This window comes from Bacteriovorax sp. BSW11_IV (assembly GCF_000447755.1).
Taxonomy (GTDB): domain Bacteria; phylum Bdellovibrionota; class Bacteriovoracia; order Bacteriovoracales; family Bacteriovoracaceae; genus BSW11-IV.
This window is the reverse complement of sequence record NZ_AUNE01000002.1, coordinates 25,531-51,521: the sequence shown is the minus strand read 5'-3', so window position 1 is coordinate 51,521 and position 25,991 is coordinate 25,531. Positions and strand designations below refer to the sequence as shown.

General features: G+C 39.5%; 13 protein-coding genes. 6 read left to right on the top strand and 7 right to left on the bottom strand.

The features are described from left to right. Positions 1 to 71 precede the first annotated feature (71 nt). The 6 genes from M899_RS00185 to M899_RS00160 all read left to right on the top strand — a co-directional run bounded on the left by M899_RS00185 (position 72) and on the right by M899_RS00160 (position 19,139). Positions 72 to 4,160, top strand: a complete 4,089-nt coding sequence (locus tag M899_RS00185) for a tail fiber domain-containing protein (protein WP_155897010.1) — start codon at positions 72 to 74, stop codon at positions 4,158 to 4,160. 1 nt (position 4,161) lies between these two features. Continuing rightward, a complete protein-coding gene (locus tag M899_RS00180; RefSeq protein ID WP_021269372.1) occupies positions 4,162 to 7,779 on the top strand; it encodes a fibrinogen-like YCDxxxxGGGW domain-containing protein in 3,618 nt (1,205 codons plus the stop codon). Between the two features lie 163 nt (positions 7,780 to 7,942). After that, the gene (locus M899_RS00175; protein ID WP_021269379.1) at positions 7,943 to 12,799 is read left to right on the top strand and encodes a hypothetical protein; all 4,857 of its coding nucleotides are present in this window, start codon (positions 7,943 to 7,945) and stop codon (positions 12,797 to 12,799) included. A gap of 161 nt (positions 12,800 to 12,960) precedes the next feature. After that, a complete protein-coding gene (locus M899_RS00170; RefSeq protein WP_021269377.1) occupies positions 12,961 to 17,346 on the top strand; it encodes a beta strand repeat-containing protein in 4,386 nt (1,461 codons plus the stop codon). Positions 17,347 to 17,427: 81 nt separating this feature from the next. Then, positions 17,428 to 18,384: a M14 family zinc carboxypeptidase gene (locus tag M899_RS00165; protein WP_021269381.1), complete on the top strand. Its 957-nt coding sequence runs from the start codon at positions 17,428 to 17,430 to the stop codon at positions 18,382 to 18,384. Then, positions 18,384 to 19,139 carry an alpha/beta fold hydrolase gene (locus M899_RS00160; protein WP_021269355.1) on the top strand — a complete coding sequence of 252 codons (756 nt, stop codon included), beginning with the start codon at positions 18,384 to 18,386 and terminating at the stop codon, positions 19,137 to 19,139. The genes M899_RS00165 and M899_RS00160 overlap by 1 nt, the downstream gene beginning before the upstream one ends. Here the strand turns inward: M899_RS00160 and M899_RS00155 are convergent. From M899_RS00155 to M899_RS00125, 7 genes are all read right to left on the bottom strand, one after another. Continuing rightward, complete coding sequence (locus M899_RS00155; RefSeq protein ID WP_021269359.1) at positions 19,128 to 19,895, bottom strand: murein L,D-transpeptidase catalytic domain-containing protein; 768 nt, start codon at positions 19,893 to 19,895, stop codon at positions 19,128 to 19,130. The genes M899_RS00160 and M899_RS00155 overlap by 12 nt on opposite strands. Positions 19,896 to 19,963: 68 nt before the next feature. Beyond that, positions 19,964 to 21,898: a methyl-accepting chemotaxis protein gene (locus tag M899_RS00150; RefSeq protein ID WP_021269340.1), complete on the bottom strand. Its 1,935-nt coding sequence runs from the start codon at positions 21,896 to 21,898 to the stop codon at positions 19,964 to 19,966. Between the two features lie 131 nt (positions 21,899 to 22,029). After that, positions 22,030 to 22,569, bottom strand: a complete 540-nt coding sequence (locus M899_RS00145; RefSeq protein WP_021269350.1) for a 4Fe-4S binding protein — start codon at positions 22,567 to 22,569, stop codon at positions 22,030 to 22,032. Next, the gene (locus M899_RS00140; RefSeq protein ID WP_021269339.1) at positions 22,566 to 23,705 is read right to left on the bottom strand and encodes an NADH-quinone oxidoreductase subunit D; all 1,140 of its coding nucleotides are present in this window, start codon (positions 23,703 to 23,705) and stop codon (positions 22,566 to 22,568) included. Before M899_RS00140 ends, M899_RS00145 begins: the two co-directional genes overlap by 4 nt. 11 nt (positions 23,706 to 23,716) lie before the next feature. After that, complete coding sequence (locus M899_RS00135; RefSeq protein WP_021269394.1) at positions 23,717 to 24,367, bottom strand: NADH-quinone oxidoreductase subunit C; 651 nt, start codon at positions 24,365 to 24,367, stop codon at positions 23,717 to 23,719. Next, complete coding sequence (locus M899_RS00130; RefSeq protein ID WP_021269399.1) at positions 24,360 to 24,842, bottom strand: NADH-quinone oxidoreductase subunit B; 483 nt, start codon at positions 24,840 to 24,842, stop codon at positions 24,360 to 24,362. The genes M899_RS00135 and M899_RS00130 overlap by 8 nt, the downstream gene beginning before the upstream one ends. Positions 24,843 to 24,978: 136 nt before the next feature. Continuing rightward, complete coding sequence (locus M899_RS00125) at positions 24,979 to 25,866, bottom strand: hypothetical protein (RefSeq protein WP_155897008.1); 888 nt, start codon at positions 25,864 to 25,866, stop codon at positions 24,979 to 24,981. Positions 25,867 to 25,991: the final 125 nt, after the last annotated feature.

Sequence of the window (25,991 nt, the reverse complement as noted above, 5' to 3'; positions counted from 1 at the left end):
CATGATCCCTTATTAAGGGCCTATAATTACCGATAAAGACAATGCAGTTAAATTAACTTAACTGAACTATATTGGCAGAACTAATGAGAATTTTGGCGCTAACATTATTTCTATTATCGAGTGTTGCACTGGCGGGTGAGAAAATTTCTTACTCTGGTCGATTAGTTCAACCTTCGAATGGTGCGCCACTATCCGGACCAGTTTCATTAACTTTCGATATTCTTGTTGATGATAGTGTTCGCTGTTCACTCAATTTCCCTACAGTCAACTTGGCCAATGGTGTATTCAACGTTGAATTTGATTACGCCACAACATGTGATGGTAATACAAAAAATTTATCATCAATTATTTCTGAATCCGTTACTGGTGATAAGAAATTAGAAATTAGAGTAACAGAAGGCTCTAATACATATACAGCACAAAAAGTTAATAGCACTCCCCTTGCCCTTGTGGCCCAAAAGGCCATGCAAGTTGAAGATGCATCAATTGAACTACGTCATTTGAAAATTACTAGTGGAACTTGTGATAATGGGAAAGTTTTAAAATTTGATGCTAGCGGAAACTTAACATGTGCGACAGATATCAGTGGAGCATCTGGAACTGTTACTGATGTCAATTCAGGTATTGCAACAAATGTAACAAACCCTACAACAAGCCCGGCCATCAATGTTCTTTTTGATGATGTGACTGTTGGAGTGAATGTATCAAATGAACTTGAAGTAAAAAATGGAAGTATAACAAATGCAAAACTTGGCAGCGATATCGATGCTTCAAAAATTACTGCAGGATCAATTGCTGATGCAAGAATTCCACTTCTTGATGCAAGCAAAATTGGCTCTGGTACTTTTCCTGCGACTCGACTTGATGATTTAGACGCTGCTAAAATTACAACAGGTGTTTTTGCAATAGCAAGAATACCAAGTATCACTTCTGCCATGATAGCAGATGGCACTATTCAGCTTTCTGATTTCGCAGCAGAATGTCTTCCTGGTCAAATTTTAAAATATCAAGCGGGTCCCATTTTTGTGGCCTGTGGGAATGATGATAATACAAATCTATGGACAGAAAATTCTGGTGATGTCTATCGTGCTACAGGTGACGTTGGTATTGGTACAACAACTCCATCAGCAAGACTAACTATTAAATCTTCTATGGACACCGTTGATGGTGGAATAAAGATGGAAAGTACTGATGGCGCTAAATATGCGACGATCAGTCTTACTAACGCCGGAGATTTAAGATTTTATAATAATAGTTCTAGTGTTGCGAATTCTATGCGCCTTACTGAAACAGGAAATGTCGGAATCGGATTATCAACTCCATCGAAAAAACTAGACGTCAATGGTGGCATAAAAGGGACAGAACTCTGTATTGGAGCAGACTGTAGAACTGCATGGCCTTCGAATACGACTGGAACTGTTACAAATATTGCCACAGGCGCGGGTCTTACTGGTGGACCGATTACATCGACAGGAACGATCTCTGTTGCAACTGGTGGTATTACTGACACAATGGTTGCATCAGGAATTAGTGCTTCAAAATTAACGACTGGTACTCTTCCAGATGCACAGCTTTCATCAAATGTTACAAAACTTGGTTCTACTATCGAAAATAGCGAAATCGTCGGTCCCATTGATTGGGCAAAAATAAGCAAAACTGGGGCCGTGGCCTCAGATGTAGGAGCAGTTCCAACGGCAAGAACAGTAACAGCTGGTACAGGTCTCACTGGCGGAGGAGCATTGTCGAGTGACATTACTCTAAATGCTGATCCAACGGCCATCAACTACTGGATTAAAAGCACAAATGATCTCTACTACAACACTGGTAAAGTTGCTATTGGAACAACAAGTATAGAAAATGCACTAACAATAGCTGGGGCTGACCACCAAGATGATGGACCTATTATCCATTTGCGAGGAAGTGGTATCAATCAAGTTGAAGGTGGTCGAATTCGCTTCACTGAAGGTAATGGTACATATCAAGGTACTTACATTCATTATGATGCTTCTTCAACAAATCTTCTTCATATTGGAGCTCACGACTCAAGTGATAAAGATATCACTAAAGATATTAATGCCCTTACAATTAGAAGAAATAATGGTTATGTGGGAATTGGGACAGATACTCCTGAGTATAGACTTCATGTTGAAAATAACCCTGCAATTATCAATTCAAGAAGCAGTGACAATGTAAATGGTTCTCACTTACAACTAAGAAAATCGCGCGGGACTGTAGACGCAAGAACGATCGTTCAAAACAATGACGAAATATTTACGCTATGGGGTCAAGGGTACGACGGTGATCAATATCACAATGTTGCAAGGATCGTTGGGCACATAGATGGAGTTCCTGGAGACAATGATATGCCAGGACGCTTGGAGTTTAGAACAACTCCCGATAATTCAACTATAGAACAAACAAGAATGGTCATCAAAAGTGATGGAAAAATTGGTATCGCAACAGTCACCCCCACTCAAGCTCTTGACGTCAACGGTACTGTTAAGGCCACGGCCTTTATCGGAGATGGTTCTGGTTTAACAGGATTAAATGCAAGTAGCTCTAGCAATACAGGAAACGCTGTCATCACTGCCGACTCTGATGCCAATGCGACTGGTGATATTTTATTCAATACAGGTGCATCCACAAAAATGACGATTAAAAATGATGGTAAGATCGGTATTGGCACGACTTCACCTTCAAGTATGTTCCATATCTCTGGCACAACTCCCGCGATGGATTTTACAGATACAGACACAGGAGTTGACCACTCTATTCTTGCCCAGTCGGCAAATGGTGGTTTCAATATTCAAGTTGATAAAAATAATGAAAATGCTCTTTCATACTTTGGAGTTCAAGTCGGTGGCGTTGATACATTGAGAATTAACAAAGCTGGTGACACTGGAATAGGAACAAATACTCCTACTGATGCGAGACTCCATGTTTTTAAAACAACATCCATGGGAAGTATTGGGGCCATGAACACAGCCGGAGCAGTAGTTCGAATTCAAGAAAATGCCACAGGCCCAAATATGTTCTTTGATGGAAATACAATTGTTACAGACCATCAAATTATGATTGGTAACACTGTTGCTCAACCAATGAGTTTATTTACCAATGATACAAAAAGAATGACAATTACTGCCACTGGAGATGTAGGTATTGGAACCGAATCACCGAGTGCAGACTTGGAAGTTATTGGTGTCGCAAGAGTTTCCAATGCGACAGGTTCAGGCACGGCCATTAGACTCAGTCCAGCTGAAGATATATCAGCACTTAATCCTGGAACAACCACTACAAATGGAGGGGTAATTCAAGGGCCTACAAATGCATCTTTTATAATGGATCTAAGAAATAACAATACAGACGATGCCTTTGCCATTCGCTATTCATCAGGAAACACTGCGAGTGTTGACAGTATAGGTCTAATGATGAATGGAGCTGGAAACGTTGGGATTGGAACAACAACTCCAAGTGCAAAACTTGAAGTTAAAAGTTCAACCGGCAGTACAAGATTAACTGGTGAAGGCGTCGAAATTTATCGCAATCCAGCTACGACTCCTACGGACACTGCAGGATATATCGACTTCAAAGACAATACTGCAGACGATTATGATATGAGACTTCACTTCAACTCAACTCTTGATGGGATGAGCTTTAAGTCCAGAGCAAATTTAAATATCATGCAAATTGGCAATAACGGAAAAGTAGGAATTGGAGTTGCGGCACCTTCTGAACAACTTGAAGTGGCCAACAATGTCAAAGCGACATCGTACCTTACAACATCTGATCGCCGCTTGAAAAAAAATATTCACCCGATTGATTCTGCACTTGATAAAGTACTACGTCTTCGCGGTGTCTCATTTGTTTGGAAAAAGAATGATCTTAAAACTTATGGTTTTATTGCTCAGGAAGTGGAAGAGATTTTTCCTGAACTTGTTGTCACAGATGAAACTTCTGGTTATAAGGCCGTAAAATATGCCAACTTAGTTGCACCTGTTGTTGAGGCCGTAAAAGAGCTCAATGATAAAGTCGAAGGATATGAACGCAAGATTGCATCACTGGAAGAAGAGAACGAAGTTCTAAAAGAAAAAATTGAATTGCAAAACAAGGCAATGCAATCGATCCTAGAGAGACTAGATAATCTTGAAAAAGGACAATAGTTTGTTTAAGACGATCTTTTTTCTTTTATTATTCACACCACAATTTATCTTTGCTATCAATTCTCAAAGTGAAGGCTATGTTGTCGAAGCAAGGACAAGCCGATACATTAAATCAACAAGTGGCTTCTTTCACGTTGCAAACAATACAGATAACAACTTCTATATTCCAACCCAATCTGCAGCGACGTGGACTTCTTTCATGGCAAATGTTCCAACAGGTTTAACTGTAACTGGAACAAGTTCGTTAAAAGATTGTCATTCTTATTTCCAAGTAGGTGAAAGAACTGATGGCGTTTTTTCTATTGATCCCGATGGGACAAGTGGCCACCCCGCATTCAATGCCTACTGCGACTTCCGAGAAGATGGAGGTTGGACACTTTTATTAAGACAAACTAGACCATATCTTTTCACATTAAGAGAAGCCTATTTAAAAAATGAAAATACTCCAACTGCAACAGATTATTCCATTCTAAACAAGTTAGAACTTTTCCGTAGCCAGGACCATTTCACATTCAGTTTTATCTGGGCAGGAGTTGCAGCGAAACATGTATGGGTACAAAAGACAAATCCAACTGTAAATCAACCCGTTGCAGGATATTTTCCGATAGATATAACCTATTCTGGTGCTTCATGGGGTGGAGTTGAAAGAAACTGCTCGATCGCTTGTACTAGTTCTTTTATAGATGGCTCAGTTGGTGTTTCAAACTGGCACTACGCTATAGCATCTTTTGTCGATTATAGTTCTGGAGAAATTCCTGCTTACTATTCAGGAACTGAAACGAATACCACAAAAACAGAATTTTGGGTTCGCCCCTACTACCCAAAAAGTTGTAACGAACTGGCCAAATATTCATCTGTGCAAAGTGGTGTTTATAAAATTGATCCCGATGGTCCAGAGGGAAATGCGCCATTTGATGTCTATTGCGACATGGTTACAAACGGTGGAGGTTGGACTCTATTTTATGCGAACTCAGCAAATGCATCAACCCCAGTTAAACAGCATTTCGATTGGTATCTAGCAAATACTCCGGGAATTTCTTTTTCTACATACAATCATGATAATCCCCTTCTTACAGGAATGCTTAATATTTCGAAATTCCCTACGGCCACAGAAATTATGGCAAAGGATATTGGGAATTGGGCAGCAACTGATTACAGTGCAATTAAATTTGAGCAAAACTCAACTTTAAACTCTTTTCTTTCGGGTACACTTGTTTCATCTTCAGACACATGTGATCCATTGCCAAACAGTGAGCAATTTACTTTTAGAAATAGCCGTGGTGTTACATACTCAGCTAATCAAATGAGAAGCTCCGGATCGAATATTGGGTGGGGAAATTGTCATCCTGAGACATTTGATCAAACTGGAATCTCAGATGTCGAGAACTTCCCAAGAGATTGGATCTACAGCAGAGTAAGTAACACTGATGCCAATAGAGTTCGAGGTGTTGGTGGCTTTAACGGTGGAGATGCCAATGTCATTGCACGCTACTATATTAGAGACAACTCTCTTCCAAAAAACTGTTTTGATTTGTTTGATAGAACTCCAAGTATTACTGATGGTAACTATAAAATCTTTCCTGATGGTAAAACGAGCGTCACTACTTATTGTGATTTTTCAGGTTCATTAAGAACAGGTCTAGTATCTCATCTAATTTTTGAAAACAATCCAACTTATCCGGGAGAGCTCTATGACAATGGTCCTCAAAGAAGAAGGGCCACGATATCAGGAGCAACTTTTTCAACAGGACCAGATGGTATTCCAAATACCGCCCTACAATTTGAAGGCGCAACGACCTATGACAAAGTCTACTCACCTATTCCAATAAAAGACACAAACGCATTTAGCGTGTCGGCATGGATTAAACCAACGACCACAGGTGGTTTCAAAGTCGTTATAGGCCAAGGAGTTGGAAATAATATTGATGCTGGACTAGTTTTAAATAATCAGAATTTTTGTTTTCATGAGTATAGCACTACCAACTCTGATACCAATCGATGTTCAACAGGTAATGAAATCCAACTAAACACATGGCAGCACATCGCATACACATATAATAACGGCACAATTAAGCTCTATCACAATGGGGCCCTAGTTCACACAGATTCTTATACTATTAACCTCGCCAATGAAAAACTCTTCATAGGGGGAACTGTTTCGAATGCTTATAGTGGTGACAGATTCTTTATTGGGGACATTACAAGAACTTTTGTTTTTGATCGAACTCTAAGCGATACAGAGATTGCAAATCTTAAAAATGTTCATAGTTTTAATGTTCCTTATCCTGAAAGTTGTGATGTTCTCGCCTATCAAGGAGTAACAGCGAATGATTACTATACTGTGCAGCCACTTTGGAAAGCGAACACAACTCCCATTAGAGTTTATTGTAAATTTGATGAAATTTATGACAAGGGTCGTGCTTTAACACGAGTCTTTTATCAAAATATTGCTGGTGGATATTTTGCTTCTACAAGTGCAGCAATCAACAGCAATGAAAGATGGCCTGAATCTAATCTCTACTCCATCATAGACAAATTACCTTGGTTTAATAAATATGGCCGCTATCAATTAGAGATTCGCTGGCCTGACAATGGAAAAAGAAACTATTGGACACAAACATCACTTCCCACTGATGATGTAAATGTTGCTGGCTATGCTGGTCTCTACCTCGATGCCACTTCAAATTTTTGGGGTGGTCTTGAACTTGGAAATGGAACCCATGGACCTACAAATGGTGATGGTTCTTTACTAGATGGTTCTATTAATCATACGAATTGGTTTTACGCAATTGGTGCAACTGAGGGATGGGGTACTGTTGTAGGTATGCCGGCCTCTGATCAAACTCACGGTTCAAGCAATGGTGTAGCTCAAGCCTCTTTATTTTCACGCATTGATAAAAACTATAAATCTTGTAAAGAAATATTGAGTATGGGACTCTCAAAGGGAGATGGATATTATATCATTGATACAGATGGTAATGGCGCTATTGCTCCAATGCTTGCCTATTGTGATATGACAACTGATGGTGGTGGATGGACTCTTATTGCTCGAACTCGCCCTCCAACAGCAGGAGAATACGCCTGTGATGACCCAACTTATACCAATCAAACTGATTGCCAAAGCAATGGCAAAAACTGGCTTCCAAATAATAACTTGATGGACTTCGGATGGTATTCATCGACAGGCTCTTTACAAGCAACCTCAGAGGCCTACTCAATGGGTGTCATGAATACAGGCATGAGATTTAGCGACATTCTCATTGGTCAGCAAACTGCAACGGCCAACCAATCTGGTTATCATCAAATCAAAAGAACAATTTCACAGCAAAATGTTTCTGATAATCAGACGACTCTATTTTCTAACGTTCCTGCAACTTGGATTCAAAGACCAACATGGGGTTACTCTACAGTACCTTCAATGCAGCTTCATATGGGTTTTACAAATAGTACGAAGGGCTTTTTCATGAGAGATTGCTGTACAGTAAATAATCGTTACGCCGTCAATTGGTGGGGCCTTGGAACGGCCTATTGTGGAGCAGGCACAAGCCAATCAGGCCCTTATTGTAGTGGAGATGCCCTTGGGAATGATTCACGCCAAGTCATTATTTACGTCCGTTAATTGGCCAATAATATTGCCATATTAATAAATCCCACTTAAAAACTTTGTTCGAGCAAACAATTACTTAGACACCTATCCTAAAGATAAATAAATCCACCTAAAATACCGATATAATAAGAGCAGTTAATGCGCTTTAACATTTGCTGCACGTTTGTTGTGAAATATGAAAAAAGTATTACTAATCTTAGTCACATTTTGTTATCCGATCTTTGCAAGTGAGATGATTTCTTACTCAGGTCGTCTTGTTGATGCTACAAGTGGTGCGCCCTTATCTGGCCCAGTGAACTTAACTGCAGACGTTTACGTGGACTCTTCAAACAAATGCTCAATCGATATTGATAGTGTTCAACTTGTAAATGGTGTTTTCAATATTGAATTCAACTATGCTACAACCTGTGAATCAAATACTAAAACATTGAGTACAGTTATCGCCGAAGCTGTGAGTGCATCGAGTAACCTCTATATTCAAATCACTGACCGAACTCATTCTAAAATCTACACAAAGCAGAAAATCAACAACACACCTCTAGCGCTTTTTGCAACAAAGGCGGCCACTGTTACTGATAATTCAATTGAAAAAAAGCACTTAAAAATTACTAGTGGAACTTGTGATTCTGGCAAAGTGATTAAATTCGATGCCAGTGGAAATATGATATGTGCGACAGATATTAGTGGTGCTTCGGGAACTGTTACAGGTGTAAATTCTGGTGAAGCAACAAGCGTCACAGACCCAACGGGTAATGCTGTTGTAAACGTTCTCTATGACAACACAAGCATTGCGCTTAATGGTTCAAATCAATTAGAAATTAAAAACGCTGGTGTGAATAATGCAAAACTAGCTGCTGATATTGATGCTGCAAAAATTGCATCGGGAACACTTGCTGATGCGAGAATTCCACTTTTAGATGCGAGCAAAATTGCTTCTGGTACTTTTCCGGCCACTCGTCTTGATGATTTAGACGCTGCTAAAATTACAACAGGAGTCTTTGCGAGTGCGAGAATTCCTAGTATCACTTCCGCGATGATTGCAGATGGCACAATACAACTTTCAGACTTTGCGGCCGAATGTTTACCTGGTCAAATTTTAAAATATCAAGCGGGCCCAATTTTCGTGGCCTGTGGAAATGATGATAACACTAATTTATGGACTGAAAACGCTGGGAACATCTATCGCACTAGCGGCAACGTTGGTATTGGAACGAGTTCCCCTACTCAACCTTTACATGTCAGTTCAACGACAAATTCTCCTGCGAGAATTTCGAGTACGGCCGCAACTGCGCTCATTCGCTTTAGCAGTAGTGGAACTGGCAATATGCCAGGAGTGGGAGCAAGCGACGACAATCTTATTCTCACAACAAATGGTACAGAAAAAGTAAGAGTCGATGTTAACGGTAACGTTGGAATTGGCACAACAACGCCAAGTCAAAAACTAGATGTTAATGGTGCAATAAAAGCGACAGAAGTTTGTATAGGCGCTAATTGTAGAACAACGTGGCCATCAGATACTTCAGGAACAGTCACAAGTATTGCCACGGGAGCAGGTCTAACAGGTGGTCCAATAACTTCATCTGGAACGATCTCTGTTGCAACTGGTGGTATTGATAACTCTATGCTCGCCACTGGAATTGATGCTTCAAAAATCACAACAGGCACTTTACCTGATGCTCAACTTTCATCTAATGTTTCAAAACTTGGAAGCACTATTGAAAATAGTGAAATCGTAGGCCCTCTTGATTGGGCCAAGATTAGTAAGACCGGGGCCGTTGCTTCTGATGTTGGCGCTGTCCCTACAGCGAGAACAGTGACAGCGGGAACAGGTCTTACAGGAGGCGGAGCTCTTTCAAGTGATATAACTATTAATGCCGATCTTGCGGCCATTAACTATTGGACAAAAGTCTCAAACGATCTTGAGTACTCTGGTGGAAATATCAAGGTCACAGATATTGGTGACGTTGCACCTAAAGGTTTAATTTTCACTGAAAATAATACAGTTACTCATTCAATGTCTATTCAGTATGATGGAAGACTGTCTGGCGATGATAATAAAATTCATATTTATGGTGGGACAGGTGTCGTTGATTCACAAGAGCTTGTTACAATTACAAGAGGTGGAAAAGTTGGAATTGGTACGACCACACCTACTTCTATGCTTACAGTTAAAGGACCTGCTGAGTTTTCAGGTTTTTATACTCATAACTATGTGAACTATGCCAGCTACGACTACACTAAAATCACCTATCTTCTTCTCGCAAAAACATCAAGTGAAGACAAAATCTACGGAAGAATCTATGGCCACCGTGGCGCGAGTGATGCCATACCGCGCCCCTATTTTGTTGATGTGGTCATTGATACTTCTTCTGCATATGCAGACATTGGCGAAATCACAAAAGCATATCGAATCGAAAATAAAATTGCGCTGACTGAAATTACTTACAAAGGTGAAAACTGGTGGGCACTTCGCTATGATACAGGCAGCGAATTTCATGCCAACAGAATTGGCTTCCAAGGGTTCAAACAAACAACAGATCCCGAAGTGTTTACCTTTATCAGTCAAGATAATGCCAATCTCACGGCCGAAGTTTCTGCAAAAGAATACACTCGTTTATCAAACCAACTTTATGCTGCAAAAAATAACAATATTGGTATTGGAACAAATGCTCCAACCCAAAAACTAGATGTCGCTGGAACAGTTAAGGCCACCGCATTTGTTGGAGATGGTTCAGCTCTAACAGGAATCACTGCTCAAAATTCAAGCAATACAACAGATGCCGTGATCACTGCCGACTCAGATGCAAATACTTCAGGGGATATTCTCTTCAATACTGGCGCTTCTACAAGGGCCATTATAAAAAACAATGGTCGTTTTGGTATCGGAACAACTGCACCTGAAGTCACAGCACACATAGCCGCAAATGATGGACGAATGATTTTAGAATCAACAGGGGCCACAAATACTTTTATGACTTTTAGACCAGATAGTGGTGCTACCGATCAAGTTAATGTGGGATTAAATGATGCCACAGGAAGTTTCTCAATCGCAGGTCCTGGCGGAATTGGTACTAATGATTATGTAACGATTAAAAACAATGGTTTTCTAGGGATTAATACAATAAGTCCTGCCGCCTATCTCCATGTGCAAGGAGCAGGCTCAACTCCAACGGCCATCATCTCAGGAACATACTTAGCAGAAAGTCCAGATCCTTGGGCCAATAGACCATTCAGTATTTTCAGAAGTTCAAGTGTAAGTGAATCATTTTCAACTCACTTAACGGATGGAACGACTGTTCAGAATTATCAAAACGATGAGGTCGAAGGAAAAATAATCTTCCGTATTAACAATACTGACACAGAGACTGGCGGTGGTGCTAACGCGAATACTTCTACTCCATTAACGTTAAGAGCAAATGCCCTAGGGCCACATATTGGGATCAACACAACGGTTCCTGATCCAAACTTTTTAGTTTCAATTTATGGAACTAATCCGGCCAATGATGCCATCATGATTTCAAGAACTGATAATTCTCCAAACTTAGATTTTTATTCTTCTTATGATGGGGATGACAATGCTCAAACAAATGCATTTGCCTATGGAGTAAGACCATCAACTGATAGTTTTCAAATTTGGCACAAAGCACTTGTCACAGACTCATGGACAAACTTTTTTCATGTTGGAACAAATAGACGCGTTGGTGTTGGTACAGAGACACCATTGTCACGATTTGAAGTTAGTGCAGGAGATATAGCGACAGAAGGCACTAACGATGATGATGATGGTATTGTCATCTCAAACTATCAACCTTCTTTATATTTTAAAGATAAAACAGTAAGTGATCCCGAAGATATAAGACTTAGGGCAGATGCGAGTAATTTATACTTTGAAACTTCTGCAGATTTTTTTACAAAACCCTCAACATATACAACCAACTTTATTATGAGCGCAGATGGTAAGTTTGGAATTGGCCCGAATGCTCCAACGGACCCGCTTCATTTACAAAAAGATTTAGGTGTTGTTAGTGGAGAGCATTGGCTCGCACGTTTTGAAAAAGGTACAACAGAAGGTGGAGTCGTCATTGGATACGAAGCTGATGGAACAGATCTCACTGCCGCTAAAATTAGGGCCTCTTCAAATACTGACCTTGTTCTTGGAACAACAAATTTTAAAAACGCTATTACCATTCAAGACAATGGAAATATCGACGTTAGAGGAAATCCTCTTACCAGATACAATCCTAGTATGGGAATACAGCTTGGAGATCAAGACTGGTCTGACATGATCATTCCGCAATCAGGAACAATAGTTTATAGCTCTGCAGATAAAGGGATGAAGGCGACTGGAAACTCATGGTTTCTTATCAATTCACGTATTCCCATAGATCCGAAAGGTTCATATCGAGTAACAGTAAGAGCGAAAAAAATTGATGGCACTGGTACTTTCTATGTCGGAGCTGATTCACTAGACGCAAATTTTACAAGTATTAAAGCTGACAATGAAAACTCTTACAACTACTTCGCTGCCGAGGCCTATAATCTTGCTGCAGGAAGCACCTATACGGCATCAGGAGTTATTTCAGGTCATAATATTGCAGGAGGAACAGGAGATAATAAATTTGATCCGGGAGCAAAATACTTTAATGTCGTCATCATTGCCAATTATAATGGAACAGGAAACTCAGTGATTGAATCAGTAGAGATTCACAAAATCCCTACTCTTGAGTCATGGCAATCACCTACATTTCAAAATTCTTGGACTAATTACAATAATGGATATTCTCCTGCTGGTTATTATAAAGACAACAATGGCATTGTTCACTTGAGAGGTTTAATCACAGGTGGAACATTTGTCACTTGTGCTTTCACACTCCCTACAGGCTACACTCCTGCGTACCGCATTTTACAATCTGTTCAAACTGATCCCAATACAATTGGTCGTATGGATATTTTGACCAATGGATGTGTTCAACCGACTAGTGGGTCAAATGTTTGGATTTCTCTCGAAGGAATCTCATTTAGAACTGACTAATATTTTTGTCACCAGCGAGTGTTTAACCCAATGAAACACAATTAACTTTCAAGAGCTTATTCTTTGAATCTGAATTTAAATAAATATATCTAAATTGCCGATATAATAAGAGCAGTTAATGATTTTTTACTCTTATTTAGCTGTACGTTGGTTGAAATTTAATGACGATAAAAAAGTGGCTTCCATTTTCACTTCTCTTATTTTCACTGCAAATTTATGCGGCCGATAAAATTTCGTATTCTGGTCGACTCACTGATGCTTCCTCAGGTGCGCCCTTATCTGGTCCAGTCAATTTAACTGCTGAAATCCTTGTTGATACAACTTCAAAATGTTCAATTGACATTGATGGCGTGAATCTCGCAAACGGTGTTTTCAATATTGAATTTGATTATGCAACAACTTGTGAAGGAAATACAAAAACTCTAACGACAATAATCAGTGAGGCCATTGCAAGCAGCTCTTCTCTTTATATTCAAATCACAGATAGAACAAATACAAAGACCTATACAAAACAAAAGATTAACAACTCTCCTATTTCTTTATATTCACAAAAAGCAAAATCTGTAGACGATGCAAGTATTGAAGTGAGACATCTAAAGATAACAAGTGGAACTTGTAGCGCTGGAAAAATTATTAAATTTGATGGTAGTGGCAATATGACATGTGCTGATGATTTAAGTGGTGCTTCTGGAACTGTTACAGGAGTAAATGCAGGAGAGGCCATAACTGTCACAGATCCAACTGGTAGTGCAACGGTTAATGTTAAATATGACAATGCAACTATTGGTCTTAATGTTAGTAATGAAATTGAAGTCAAAGACAATTCCATTACAAATGCAAAACTAGGTGCTGACATTGATGCTTCAAAAATAACTGCAGGTACAATTGCAACGGCAAGGATTCCTCTTTTAGATGCTACAAAAATAGGTTCAGGAACTTTTCCAGCTACACGACTAGATGATTTAGATGCCGCAAAAATTACTACTGGTGTATTCGCTAGTGCAAGAATCCCTAGCATCACCTCTGCAATGATCGCAGATGGAACAATAGAGCTTGCAGATTTCTCAGCAGAATGTTTACCGGGTCAAATTTTAAAATATCAGGCAGGTCCAATTTTTGTTGCTTGTGCAAATGACGACAATACAGATTTATGGACTGAGAATAGTGGAAATGTATATCGCCTTACGGGCAATGTGGGAATAGGAACCGCTACTCCTTCGCGTAAGTTGCATGTTGAAGGCGATGCTTTTATTAAAAACCTCTATATTGACACAGCGGATGGAACACCTAACGGTTCTATTATTATTGGGGATTCTTACAGCATCGCAGAAGATAATTCCGTATTAGAAATTTCAAGTATCGATGCAGCAAGAACAAAAATCAACTTCACTAATGTCAATGTCGGAGTTGGAGTTGCTTCCCCTACTAAAAAATTAGAAGTCTCTGGAGGCGTGAAGGCAACAGAGCTTTGTATTGGTACAGACTGCCGCACAAGTTGGCCTTCTGATACAACGGGAACAGTTACAAATATTGCGACAGGAGCAGGTCTTACAGGTGGACCTATTACTTCGACAGGAACAATTTCAGTGGCAACAGGTGGTATTACAAATACCATGATTGCAAGTGGAGTTGATGCTTCTAAAATAACAACGGGAACACTTCCAGATACTCAACTTTCAAGTAATGTTTCAAAGCTTGGAAGCACTATTGAAAATAGTGAAATCGTTGGTCCCATTGACTGGGCAAAGATAAGTAAAACAGGGGCCACAGCTTCAGACGTTGGGGCCGTGCCTGACACAAGGACAGTAACAGCAGGAGTTGGACTCACAGGAGGCGGTGCCCTTTCAAGTGATATCACTATTGATGCAGATCCAGCTGCAATTAACTACTGGACAAAAACGACCAATGATCTAAGTTATAGTACTGGAAAAGTTGCAATTGGTGGCGCTACACCTTTGGCCACTTTAGATGTTCAAGGAAATCTTTCTCTCAATCAAACTGAATATAGTTGGGCAACAAAAATCTCATTACCCCATGCTGATGCAACTGCAGGTAAAAGAATTCTTCTCTCTCTTCCTGCAACTCCTCAACTCACTGAAGTTGAAGTTCGCTCTATTAGAACAACGGCCGATTCCACAACAGCTGTCGCGGCCAAATTCACAGTGGCACTAACAAGAGGAACAACTGCTTTTCGTGTTTTACATGCCGAAGTGAGCAATAATTTAATAAGCTATCAATGGTATTTTGACAGCGCCACTTCCACTGCTTATTTACGATTTGGACAGGTAGGAAATAGCTATACTTATAATGTTGTGGTGAAATCAACTGCATCTACCGCCCCTGTGGCCATCTTAGATGATGGAACGACTCCTGCATTCGCCACGGTAGAACCAATGACGGCCATAAAAAATCCCATGGCCGCACAAATGTTATTGCAAACAGACGGTCAAACAAGAATGATTATCGATACCAATGGAAACGTGGGAATTGGAAATACAACTCCTTCAACTCCTCTAGAAGTTACAGGAACAGTCAAGGCAACGGCCTTCCAAGGAGATGGTTCAGCACTTACTGGACTTAATGCTGAGAGCTCAAGTAATACAACAAATGCTGTGATCACTGCCGATTCAGATGCTAATACTTCCGGTGATATTATTTTCAACACAGGCGCTTCAACGAAAGCAGTTATTAAAAACGATGGGAAGTTAGGTATTGGGACGACAACTCCAGAAGTAACGGCCCATATCGCAGCAAGTGATGGTCGCATGATTTTAGAATCCACTGGGGCCACAAATACCTATATGACATTTAGACCCGACAGTGGTGCTGGTGACCAAGTAAATATGGGTCTTAATGATGCTACAGGATCATTTTCAATTGCGGGTCCTGGTGGACTTGGAACAAATGATTACGTCACGATAAAAAATGATGGAAAGGTTGGTATTGGGACGACGAATCCACTATCAATGCTTGATGTAGGAAGTAATCGTTCTATTTATAATTATATTGAAACAAGTGATGCCCCCAATAACGTTGTGGCAAGATTCTCTGCCCCAAGTTCGAATACAAACTCTGCAAGTTATATCCAAGTGGGTTCACAAAAATACACTTCAGGTGGACAGCAAACTGCAGGGATACTTTTAACTCCAAACCACGGAGATGTAGGATATGTTGCTGGTCACTATATCCGCTCTGAAAAAAGTGTTTCAAATGCTTCTAATGCAGTTATGAAAATTGGAGCATTACAAAGAAATTCAGATAATGCCACACCTGCGACTGAGGTTGATCAACTTACAATTGCAGGAAATGGAAATATCGGTATGGGAACAACAACGCCGACCGGGAAACTACAAGTTCATACATCACACGGTCTTACGATTGCAGCTTCTTCGGCCAATATGGGCAATTCGGGAATTGTTGTTAGTAATGCTGAAGGACAGTTTATGGCCATTGATGGAAATGAAATCCGTCAATTTGGAACAGGTAAACTCAATTTAAGTGGTGAAGAAGGTGTGCTTATTTATACTGGAGATGCCGCTGATGGCGACGACACAATTGGACTTTCTATCTCTGAAGGAGGAAGTGTTGGAATCGGTACACCTAATCCAAATACTGATTCAAAACTTAATGTCGTCAATGGTTCAAAAAATTATCTCATAAACAGAACAATAACAGGTAGAACATCAACAGAAGATTCCGGTGGTGTGAATTACATACTTCTTCATAAGGCCTATATTGGAACAAATCTTTCAGAGTCGTATGTACTCGGTCGCATAAATGGTGAAAGAGGAAGTACTGGCACTTGGAATAGAAAGATTTCACTTGAAGTGAATACCGCCTGTGCTTATCAAACTTGTCGCGGTTCAGTGATTGGTTACAATGAAGGAGTCACACTTAAATATGTCGACTACGCCGCAGAAAAATACTTGGCCATTGCTATTAACAGCAATTCAAGTGTTACAAATTGGCGCTTCACTGGTTACGCATCAGCAGGTAGTGCAGGAGTTAACCAACTTCGTCTTGTTGCCGACGATGAAATTACCAATGTTGAAGCGTTTGGCTCCTTAACAACAGATTTAAAAGACGCTCTTGTGACAGATAGAATTGTCGCCAGAGAAGGGGTTACAAACTCAGGTTACGGCGTTATCAAAGTTTTCCACGATGGAACAACTCAAGATATTTCAGTTCCATGGACAAATGCGGAAGTTATCGCAAGTGGAAACAGAACTCTCAATTGGCAAGACAACGGACCTCGTCTTCGCGATTATCAGGGCTGTGTCGCAGGGTCGCATGCAAATTATACTTTTGAAGATACTGAGACTACATGGCCAGGAAAATATTCTGTTACGTTTGGAGTTCATCCAAATGGAAATGGACTTATACACTTAACATGGTCAGGTTGGCAGGCGGCGCTCAAAGACCCTTCAAATGTAACAACTGTAACTGGTCCAGGAAAAGTTGAAGCGACAATCTATTGGGATGGTGCAAGATGGCAAGCGGCTCATATGATTGGTCAAGTTGGTTCAACACCTTTTAACTGCTACTAATGCTAGACCAAATAGGTCAACTCCTTGTTAAATTTTTATCTTCCCCCTTAACATCGCTCCTAAAAGTGTTATAGTCATAACATGTTCAAGTCTAAAGAATTGGAAACCATTCAGCATCTTTGTGAGAACAAAGATCCACTTATAAGTACAAATGTACTTGATACCATCAACTATAAAAATAAAGACTACCCTATCGTTTCATTTTCAATTGGAACAAAAGATAAGACGGCCCCAGTGCTTGGTCTTTTTGGTGGAGTGCATGGTCTAGAGAAAATTGGTACACACGTAGTGCTTAGTTATCTCTCGAGTCTTTTTTATCAATTAAAGTGGGATCGTGATTTAAGAGAATTATTTTCAAAGTTTAGAATCGTTTCTATTCCTTTAATTAATCCAGCCGGAATGGCCCATTTCAAAAGGTCAAACCCTAGAGGTGTTGATCTCATGAGAAACGCCCCAGTGATTAAAGATGTAGAAAATACTATTCCTTTAATTTCTGGTCATACGTTTTCAAATAAACTTCCTTGGTATCGTGGAGTTGAAGGTGAAATGGAAAAAGAAAGTCATGCACTTGTGGATTTCATCCAAAAGGAAATCTTCCCTTCTAAAGTTGCGCTTTCAGTAGATTTTCACTCTGGTTTTGGCCTTGTCGATAGACTTTGGTATCCTTATGGCTACACAAATAATCCAAGTATTATGCAGCCACAAATTGATTCACTTATAAATTTGTTTAACAATACAATTCCTCATCACGTTTACCAAATAGAACCTCAAAGTGCTTCTTATGGAATCTATGGTGATCTTTGGGACTATCTCTTTGATGAGTATATGAAACACAATCCAAATGGTGTCTATATTCCTTGGACTTTAGAGATGGGTTCATGGAATTGGGTTAGAAAAAATCCGCTTCAACTTTTTAATATTGAAGGGCTATTCAACCCAATGAAAGATCACCGTTATAATAGAACAATGAGAAGACATTTTCTTCTCATAGACTTTTTGGCCAAGGCCTCAAGAAACGTCACAAACTGGAATGAATAATGAGTATTAAATCTTACAACTGGTTATTGTTACGTGGACTCTCAACAGAAAAAAGACAATGGGGACCTTTTCCCGAAGTGCTTAAAAGTGAAGTTGGAGATAGAGACGTATTAATGATCGATCTTCCTGGTGCAGGAGATAACAATAGTGAACACTCTCCACTTAGTATTGAAGAGTATGTTTACTTTTTACGTGAGCAATTTAAGAAACAAAAAAAAGAAGGCCCTTACGCGCTCATGGCCATTTCAATGGGGGCAATGATTGGGATGAAGTGGAATGAGTTATTTCCCGATGATTTTGAAAAACTTGTATTTATGAACACATCAGCAAAAGATGTTGTTCCGATGTACAAACGAGTTCGTCCCGAAGGCATGCTTTTCTTTTTAGATGTATTTAGAAAACCATCCATTGAAACACAAATTGAGACTGTATTAAATTTCACGACAAATATTTTAGAAAACAGAGAAGTATTTGCAAAAGAATTTGCCAATCACTATAAAGAAAAACCAATTTCTAGAAAGAATCAAATTAGACAATTATTTGCGGCATCTCGTTTTCGTTCACCGAGTAAACTTTCAAAAGATACCTTATTTCTTATTGGAGAAGGTGACCGTCTAGTAAATCCCGAAAGTACAAAGGCCCTACGCAGAAAATACAATGCAGAATTATTTTGTCATTCGACTGCCGGCCACGACCTTACATTAGATGCTGGGCCGTGGGTTGTTGAGTCAGTTAAGAGCTGGTTAGCGGAGTAATTTCTCTCCACCACAATAGTAGATGCCTTGCTCTTTTTCGTAGGGAGTAAAGTTGTAAAAAAGTGTTCCACTTTTAGTTAGAGAATATATTTCTTCACTGTGTGCTTTAGCAACCATTGTACAACCGTTACTCATAAATTGAGCACCATCTTTATCTCTTAAAATGGGTTCATCTTCATTTGAACTTGCAACACCTTCACGCACTCTAATTTCATTACTGTCATAAGAGGCCACGCCAGCATGATAAACGATGGCCCTGTCACGACTGTTATCATTAACACCTTGTTCGACACCATCAAGCTTCATATGCCACTTCCAACCAAGTCGAGAGACAACGCGCTCACCACTAATCATAAAACCTCTTGGAGTTAGATTTGATCCGTGAGTATTGCTAAAATATTTCGCGTTTGCTGGAAGATTAAATGTTCCATTGAAATTTCCTGAACCATGGGCGGCATTGTAGACTTTTACCTCAGAGCTTTTTAGATTCACTAGAAAGAATCTTTTCAAGAATGAAGGCTTTGTCAGATCAACAATGGCAATATAATTATCATTCGTAATCTTTGTACTGCCTTTGATTTTTCCACCAATTTTTCTTTTGAATTTTTTACCCTCGTATCTTGAATAAAAACAAAGGGCCTGGGCGATGGCATCTTCATCACCGCCAAGTTTTTTGAAATTTTCAGTGATTTCATATTCGTTAAAGGCGATGGATTGATAACTAATAAATGTAAGTAAGAGTAGTGCTATTTTCATAGTACTCTCCTACTCCATTAAATAAAAAAGACAAGAGGACTTATAGTTTTTTCACGTAAAAAACTGCTTTAACCCCCTGAAATAATAGTATCCAAATTCTTTACAATACCGCGAAGAACCAGGGCATCTTCTTGGACCTTTTCAGCGGCCTTAGAAGTATCCTTCGCCATAGATGAATTTTTCTGAGCATCTGCATCGAGATTATTGATAGCAATAGCAACTTCAGACACCCCTGAAGTCTGTTGTTCTGAGGCATCAACAATTTCATCAACCAGCCTTCCAACTTTTTGAGAACTTCCGACAATACCTTCTAATTTGTCCGAGAACTCTCGAACATTTAAAATCCCCTGTTCTACTTTATGAATTGATTCACTAATAAGTGATTCAATCGCCTTTTGATTTGTGGCAATAATATCTTCAACCTTCTTTGAGCTCTGGCCAAGCATTTCAGTAATTTCGAGTGATGCTGTTCCAGAAATGGCCGCGAGATTGGCAACTTCCTCTGCAACAATAGCAAATCCTTTTCCGTGCTCGCCTGCTCTGGCCGCTTCAACTGAAGCATTGAATGAAAGAAGCTTAGTTTGAAAAACGATATCGTTAATAATGGCCGTCTTTTCCTCAATCTGCTTAATGATCCCGATGATTTCTTGAATTTCTTGATTTCCTTTTGCAGATTGGGCCGAGATTTGTTCAGATGAACTTTTAATTTCTTCCATCGAAAGAACTAAAGAAGTTGTGGCCTCTTTACCATCGTTAGCACTTTTACGACTCTCATCTGCACTAACCTTTGACTCTTTAGCGGCATCGTTATTTCTCGTTACCATGGCGCTAATTTCATCCATGGCACTTGAAGTTTGAACAAGGGCACTTGATTGTGAAGTCGACATCTCGGCCAGATTTTTACTTAGGCCCAACAGATTTTCAGAGTATTCTGAAAGCGATGTTGCGATATTTTCGACCGCTCTATTTTGTTCTGTAAGAGGACGACTTATTGTGAGTGAAATAAAATAAATAACAATTGATATCACAGCAATACTTACAAGAGATAAAATAAGCTGAACTGTAGCAAGTGCCTTTGTTGGCTCTAATATTTTTGCAATGGGAACATCAACCTTTAAAAGCCATTTATTCTGTGTTTTCCCCACTTGAATTGGAATCATAACCTTGTAGTACTCATGATCTTCAAATGTCTTCATTTCCCCTTTTTCAAGGGCCTCAAGAGTGGTTTTTTCAAAGTCAGGGACAGGTTTATCAACCATATCGATACTTTTATGAACGATATATTTTTTGTCGGCCGAAATGAGCTCAGCGTAGCCAGTACCGTATGGTTTTATCTGCGAAACCAATTTAAAAATATCATTGAGGCGAATATCTGTTTGAGCAATCCCGAAGAATTTTCCATCGATAATAATCGGCACGGTTGGGCTTGTGATTTGAATTTTTGTACCATCTGAAAGATCGTATGAGTAAGGTTCAATACTCGACTCTTTCATCGTTCTCTTAGGAATAAGATACCAATCTCCCTTGCCCTCTGTTTCCATTGATTCTGTATCACTAGGCTCAACCACAAAATTTGTACCATCTCGCCTTACCCACGGGCCATAACGCCCTTCTTTTCCAAAGTCGGAAGAGCCCATATACTCTTTGTCTTTTCCATCAAGAGCATTGGGTTCAAAGTACACTCCTTTTCCATACAAAAAAGGAGTCCTCTCTAGAATTATTTTTTGGGCCTGAAGGATACCTTCTCTTTTTAGCTCACCTTTACTTCGCATTCCCTCTATGGCGTAGGCCATGGTGCGGGTGATGGTAAAGGCCTCATCAATAGTCGCCTTAATATCCTTAGCGTATTTTAGCGACATCTCCTGTGCTCTCGCATAGGCCTCGGCCTTTAGTAGCTCACTTGATTTATTGTAGCTATAAACAGAGAGGATAATTAAAGATAAAGTCACCACCCCAATAACTGAAAGCGATAACCTTTGCTGAAGGCTAAGTTTTTTAAACATAAGAAACCCTTTTAAGTGTTTCTTACTATTATCAATTTAAATGAATTTTTTGGGGTTAAAGATATTCTTAATATTTCTTAATGAAAGAGGGCCTAAAAATTAGGCCCTCATATGATTGATCAATTTTTTAATTAATCCTTAACGATACGATCTCTCCACACCTTAATATCATCAGCAAGATAGTCGTATTTCATTGATGAAAGTGTGTATTGGGCAAACTCATAGTCAGTTGTATGAGTTAAACACTCTGTTGGACAAACTGTTGTACAAAGACCACAGTAGCAACATAGTGCTGTATCAATTGTATATTGCTTAAGATCAAGACGAATTGGCGTACCGTCTTTTGTCTTAATTGCAGGTGCTTCTTTGTCTCTTCTTGTAGCTGTAATATAGATACAGTCAACAGGACAAGCCGTTGCACACTGGTAACAAGAAATACAGTTTTCAACGTCGTTAAAAAGTCTAGAACGAGAGTTTGCTGGTAGCTCTTCTCTTACTTCTGGATACTCAATTGTAACAGGCTTAACACCGTATACATAACGGAATGTAATTGCCATACCTTTTGTAACTGTAGAAACAGCTGTCCAAACGTTTTTAAACCACTTCCCTAAAGTAAGAGGCTCATGAATTCTGTTCGAAGTTAGAATTGTTGTTTCGTTATGTGTGCTCATCGGTCAACCTCACCAAGAACGATATCGATACTACCAATTGTTGCTACGAAGTCAGCGATTAGTTGACCTGGAGCTAAATCAGGAAGCATTGAAGTGTGTGTAAAACATGAAGACTTAACTTTAAGTCTGTATGGTTTCTTTCCACCGTCAGAAATTAAGTGGTAACCAAGCTCTCCGCGAGGACACTCAGTTCTAAGGTAGATTTCACCCTCAGGAACTTTGATGATCTTAGGTACTTTACCCATAATTGGACCAGCTTCAATTCCGTCAAGAGCTTGTCTTAGAATCTTGATTGATTCATTGATCTCAAAAACACGAACATAGTAACGGTCCCAACAGTCACCAACTTGGCCCATTTCACCTTTACCAGTTACGATATCGAAATCAAATTTATCATAGTAACCATATGGTCTATTTTTTCTTAAATCCCACTCTACACCAGAACCTCTTAGAACAGGACCAGTTGCTCCATATTCGTAAGCTAGTTCTTTAGAGATGATACCAACATTAGCAGTTCTGTCGCGGAAGATTTTGTTCATACCAACAAGAGCGTGGTATTTCTTCATGTTCTCTTCCATCTTGTCGCAGAATTTACCAATTCTTCTTAGTTGCTCATCATTTAGATCGTTCCAAACACCGCCGATCCAAACGTAGTTATAAAGAAGACGTGCACCAGAAATTTCTTCGAAAAGTCTTAGAATTTCTTCTCTATCTTGGAAAGCGTATAGGAATGGAGTAAAAGCACCAAGGTCGATTGCATAAGTACCGAAGTACATTAAGTGAGATGCAATTCTTTGAAGCTCAGCAATGATAACTCTGATATATTCCGCACGAGCAGGAACTTCTGTTCCAAGCATTTTCTCAACTGCTAGTGAGTATCCCCACTCCATGCTCATTGAAGCAAGGTAGTCGAGTCTGTCAGTATAAGGAATAACCCCTCTATAATCTACGTCTTCACAGTGCTTTTCCATACATCTGTGAAGGTATCCAAGATGTGGAATAGCTTGTGCTACAACCTCAGAATCAGTCTTAATCTCAACACGTAAAACCCCGTGAGTAGCAGGGTGTTGAGGACCCATGTTAAGAGTCAGAAGATCTGTATGTAATTTTTCTTGTTCTTCGTTATATTGATCCATCTAATCTATCCTTACTCTTCGCTGCTAGCATCTTTTAAAGAAGCCATTTTTGTATTGAGTTGCTCTAGAAGCTCAGGAGAAACGTGACCTTCCCATGATCCAGTAACAATTTTTGGATTATCAGAAGAAAGTTTAAGTTTCGTCATGAAGTCATGATCTTCTTGATTAATTTTATGGGCCGGATTTACTTCTAAACCTTGCCAAACTTTTTGAACTTCATAATCTTTTCTTAGAGGGTAACCTTCCCAGTCGTATGGACAAAGAATTCTTCTAAGGTCTGGGTGACCTGTGAACTCTACACCTAGTAGATCGTAAGTTTCTCTTTCTTGAAAGTTAGCAGCTTTCCAAACATCACAAACTGATTCAATTTTCACTAAATCATTTTTACCAGTTTTTGGAAGTTTTACTTTTACGATAACTTCAATGTTCTTAGTGAAAGAAGCAAGGATATATGAAACTTCAATGCGGTCTGAATAATCACAACCAGTAATTGCTTGAAGAACATTAACATCAAACTCAGCACTATCTTTAAGAGCAAAACATACTTTCTTAATTGAAGATGCTTCAACGAAGATCGTTGAATCCCCAACTTCTGCTTCTTTTAAAGTAGCGTTGCAACCAGCAACTTCTTTATTTAAAAATTCTGTAATTTCCTTAAGCATTTTTCACCCACTTGTCTCTTAGAAGTCTTTCGTTAGCGATCTTCTTTTGAAGAGTCATTAAACCTTCAATTAGAGCTTCTGGTCTTGGAGGACAACCTGGAACGTAAACATCAACAGGAACGATTTCATCAACACCTTTCAGTACGTGATAACCGTGTTGCCAATATGGTCCACCTTTGTTCGCACATGATCCCATAGAGATAACGTACTTAGGCTCTGCCATTTGCTCGTACAATGTTTTAATTCTTGGGGCCATTTTTAAAGTAACAGTACCTGCAACGATCATAAGATCGGCACGTCTTGGAGTGGCCATGAAGGCACCACAACCGAAACGCTCAAGGTCGTACTTAGATGCACCTGTTGCCATCATTTCAATAGCACAACAAGCGAGACCAAAAGTCATTGGCCACAAAGAGTTCTTTCTTCCCCAGTTAAGGAAGTCATCCACTTTCATTAAAATAACGCCGTCTTGCATTAGCGCAATCCTTTAAGTTTTAGGGTTTTAATAAAGATTATTATGTCATATTTTTACCTGTGTGGCGATTTATAGTCAATGAATGGTGAAGAAAAAACGAGCATAATGGACGGTTTTCATTAGAGGCGGCGCGTGATTATTTGTGATCAACCTGTGAACAGCGCTTCTGATAGCCTTTGCTAAGAGCGCTATAAATATTTTCACTTGTCGAAGCAGGACTACGATCTATCGCAGCAGAGGCATAAGCTAAACGTTTTTTGTCATTTTCACAGGCCCTGCCCATGATTGAAACATATTCTCTCACCGCAGCAAGCGGATAGGGAACACCATAGGCCGATGATATAAAGACAGCTTGGCGGTCTGTTAGATTTTTTAAGGCCGCACTCTTGCCGCCATTTTGATTTAATTCTTTTTCAAGATCTCTATCAAAAGGACCTACTTTATAAAACTCTCTTGTCGTGAGTTCTTTGCTAAACTTTTTATCAGTACCACGAATGCTTTCACAATTTTCTTTTGCGCCGTAATCTTTTTTAAATATTTCGTCATACACACGGCACTCTATAAGATAAGCATCCACTTCCCCACCTTTGCCTTCAATAGTTGAAGCAACAAAAGACTCAACATCAAACTCTCCAACATAAGGATTGAACGGTGAACGAAATGAAAAATGAGTTAATTCATGGGCCAAATCAAGTACGGCATCCATTACACTTAGATCGCGATTAAGAAATACTTTTGAGCGCGATTCATAGGCGACCATAGAAGGATTTTTTGGATTAAATTTTCTAATTAAAGTCGTGTCTGTTAAAGAACCATCGCCAGGAATGATGACATCATTTAGTGTCATTCCTTGCATTGCTGCGACTGATTGGGCGCGCACAAGCAAGCGCGAGGCGGTATCACTTTTTTGGAGAATATTAAAAATTTCTCGAAGGGCGTCTTCTTCAGTGCCACCCAAAAAGCGCCATCTCATCTTCTGTTCATTAACTTTTTCGGTGTGGATTGTTTTTACAATAGTGGCCACTTTCCTTTGAGCAAAGGAAGTAAAAGAAGAAAAAATTAACACAATTAGAAGAATTGGCCTCATAAGAAAGCCTATCGGAGCAAAGCACAAGAAGTTTAGAAGGTTAATAACCGACTATAGGAGTC

Excerpts from the sequence above, each read along its gene's own strand:
- M899_RS00175 (WP_021269379.1), top strand. The coding sequence starts at position 7,943 with ATGAAAAAAGTATTACTAATCTTAGTCACATTTTGTTATCCGATCTTT.
- M899_RS00170 (WP_021269377.1), top strand. The coding sequence starts at position 12,961 with ATGACGATAAAAAAGTGGCTTCCATTTTCACTTCTCTTATTTTCACTG.
- M899_RS00165 (WP_021269381.1), top strand. The coding sequence starts at position 17,428 with ATGTTCAAGTCTAAAGAATTGGAAACCATTCAGCATCTTTGTGAGAAC.
- M899_RS00160 (WP_021269355.1), top strand. The coding sequence starts at position 18,384 with ATGAGTATTAAATCTTACAACTGGTTATTGTTACGTGGACTCTCAACA.
- M899_RS00155 (WP_021269359.1), bottom strand. The coding sequence starts at position 19,895 with ATGAAAATAGCACTACTCTTACTTACATTTATTAGTTATCAATCCATC.
- M899_RS00150 (WP_021269340.1), bottom strand. The coding sequence starts at position 21,898 with ATGTTTAAAAAACTTAGCCTTCAGCAAAGGTTATCGCTTTCAGTTATT.
- M899_RS00145 (WP_021269350.1), bottom strand. The coding sequence starts at position 22,569 with ATGAGCACACATAACGAAACAACAATTCTAACTTCGAACAGAATTCAT.
- M899_RS00140 (WP_021269339.1), bottom strand. The coding sequence starts at position 23,705 with ATGGATCAATATAACGAAGAACAAGAAAAATTACATACAGATCTTCTG.
- M899_RS00135 (WP_021269394.1), bottom strand. The coding sequence starts at position 24,367 with ATGCTTAAGGAAATTACAGAATTTTTAAATAAAGAAGTTGCTGGTTGC.
- M899_RS00130 (WP_021269399.1), bottom strand. The coding sequence starts at position 24,842 with ATGCAAGACGGCGTTATTTTAATGAAAGTGGATGACTTCCTTAACTGG.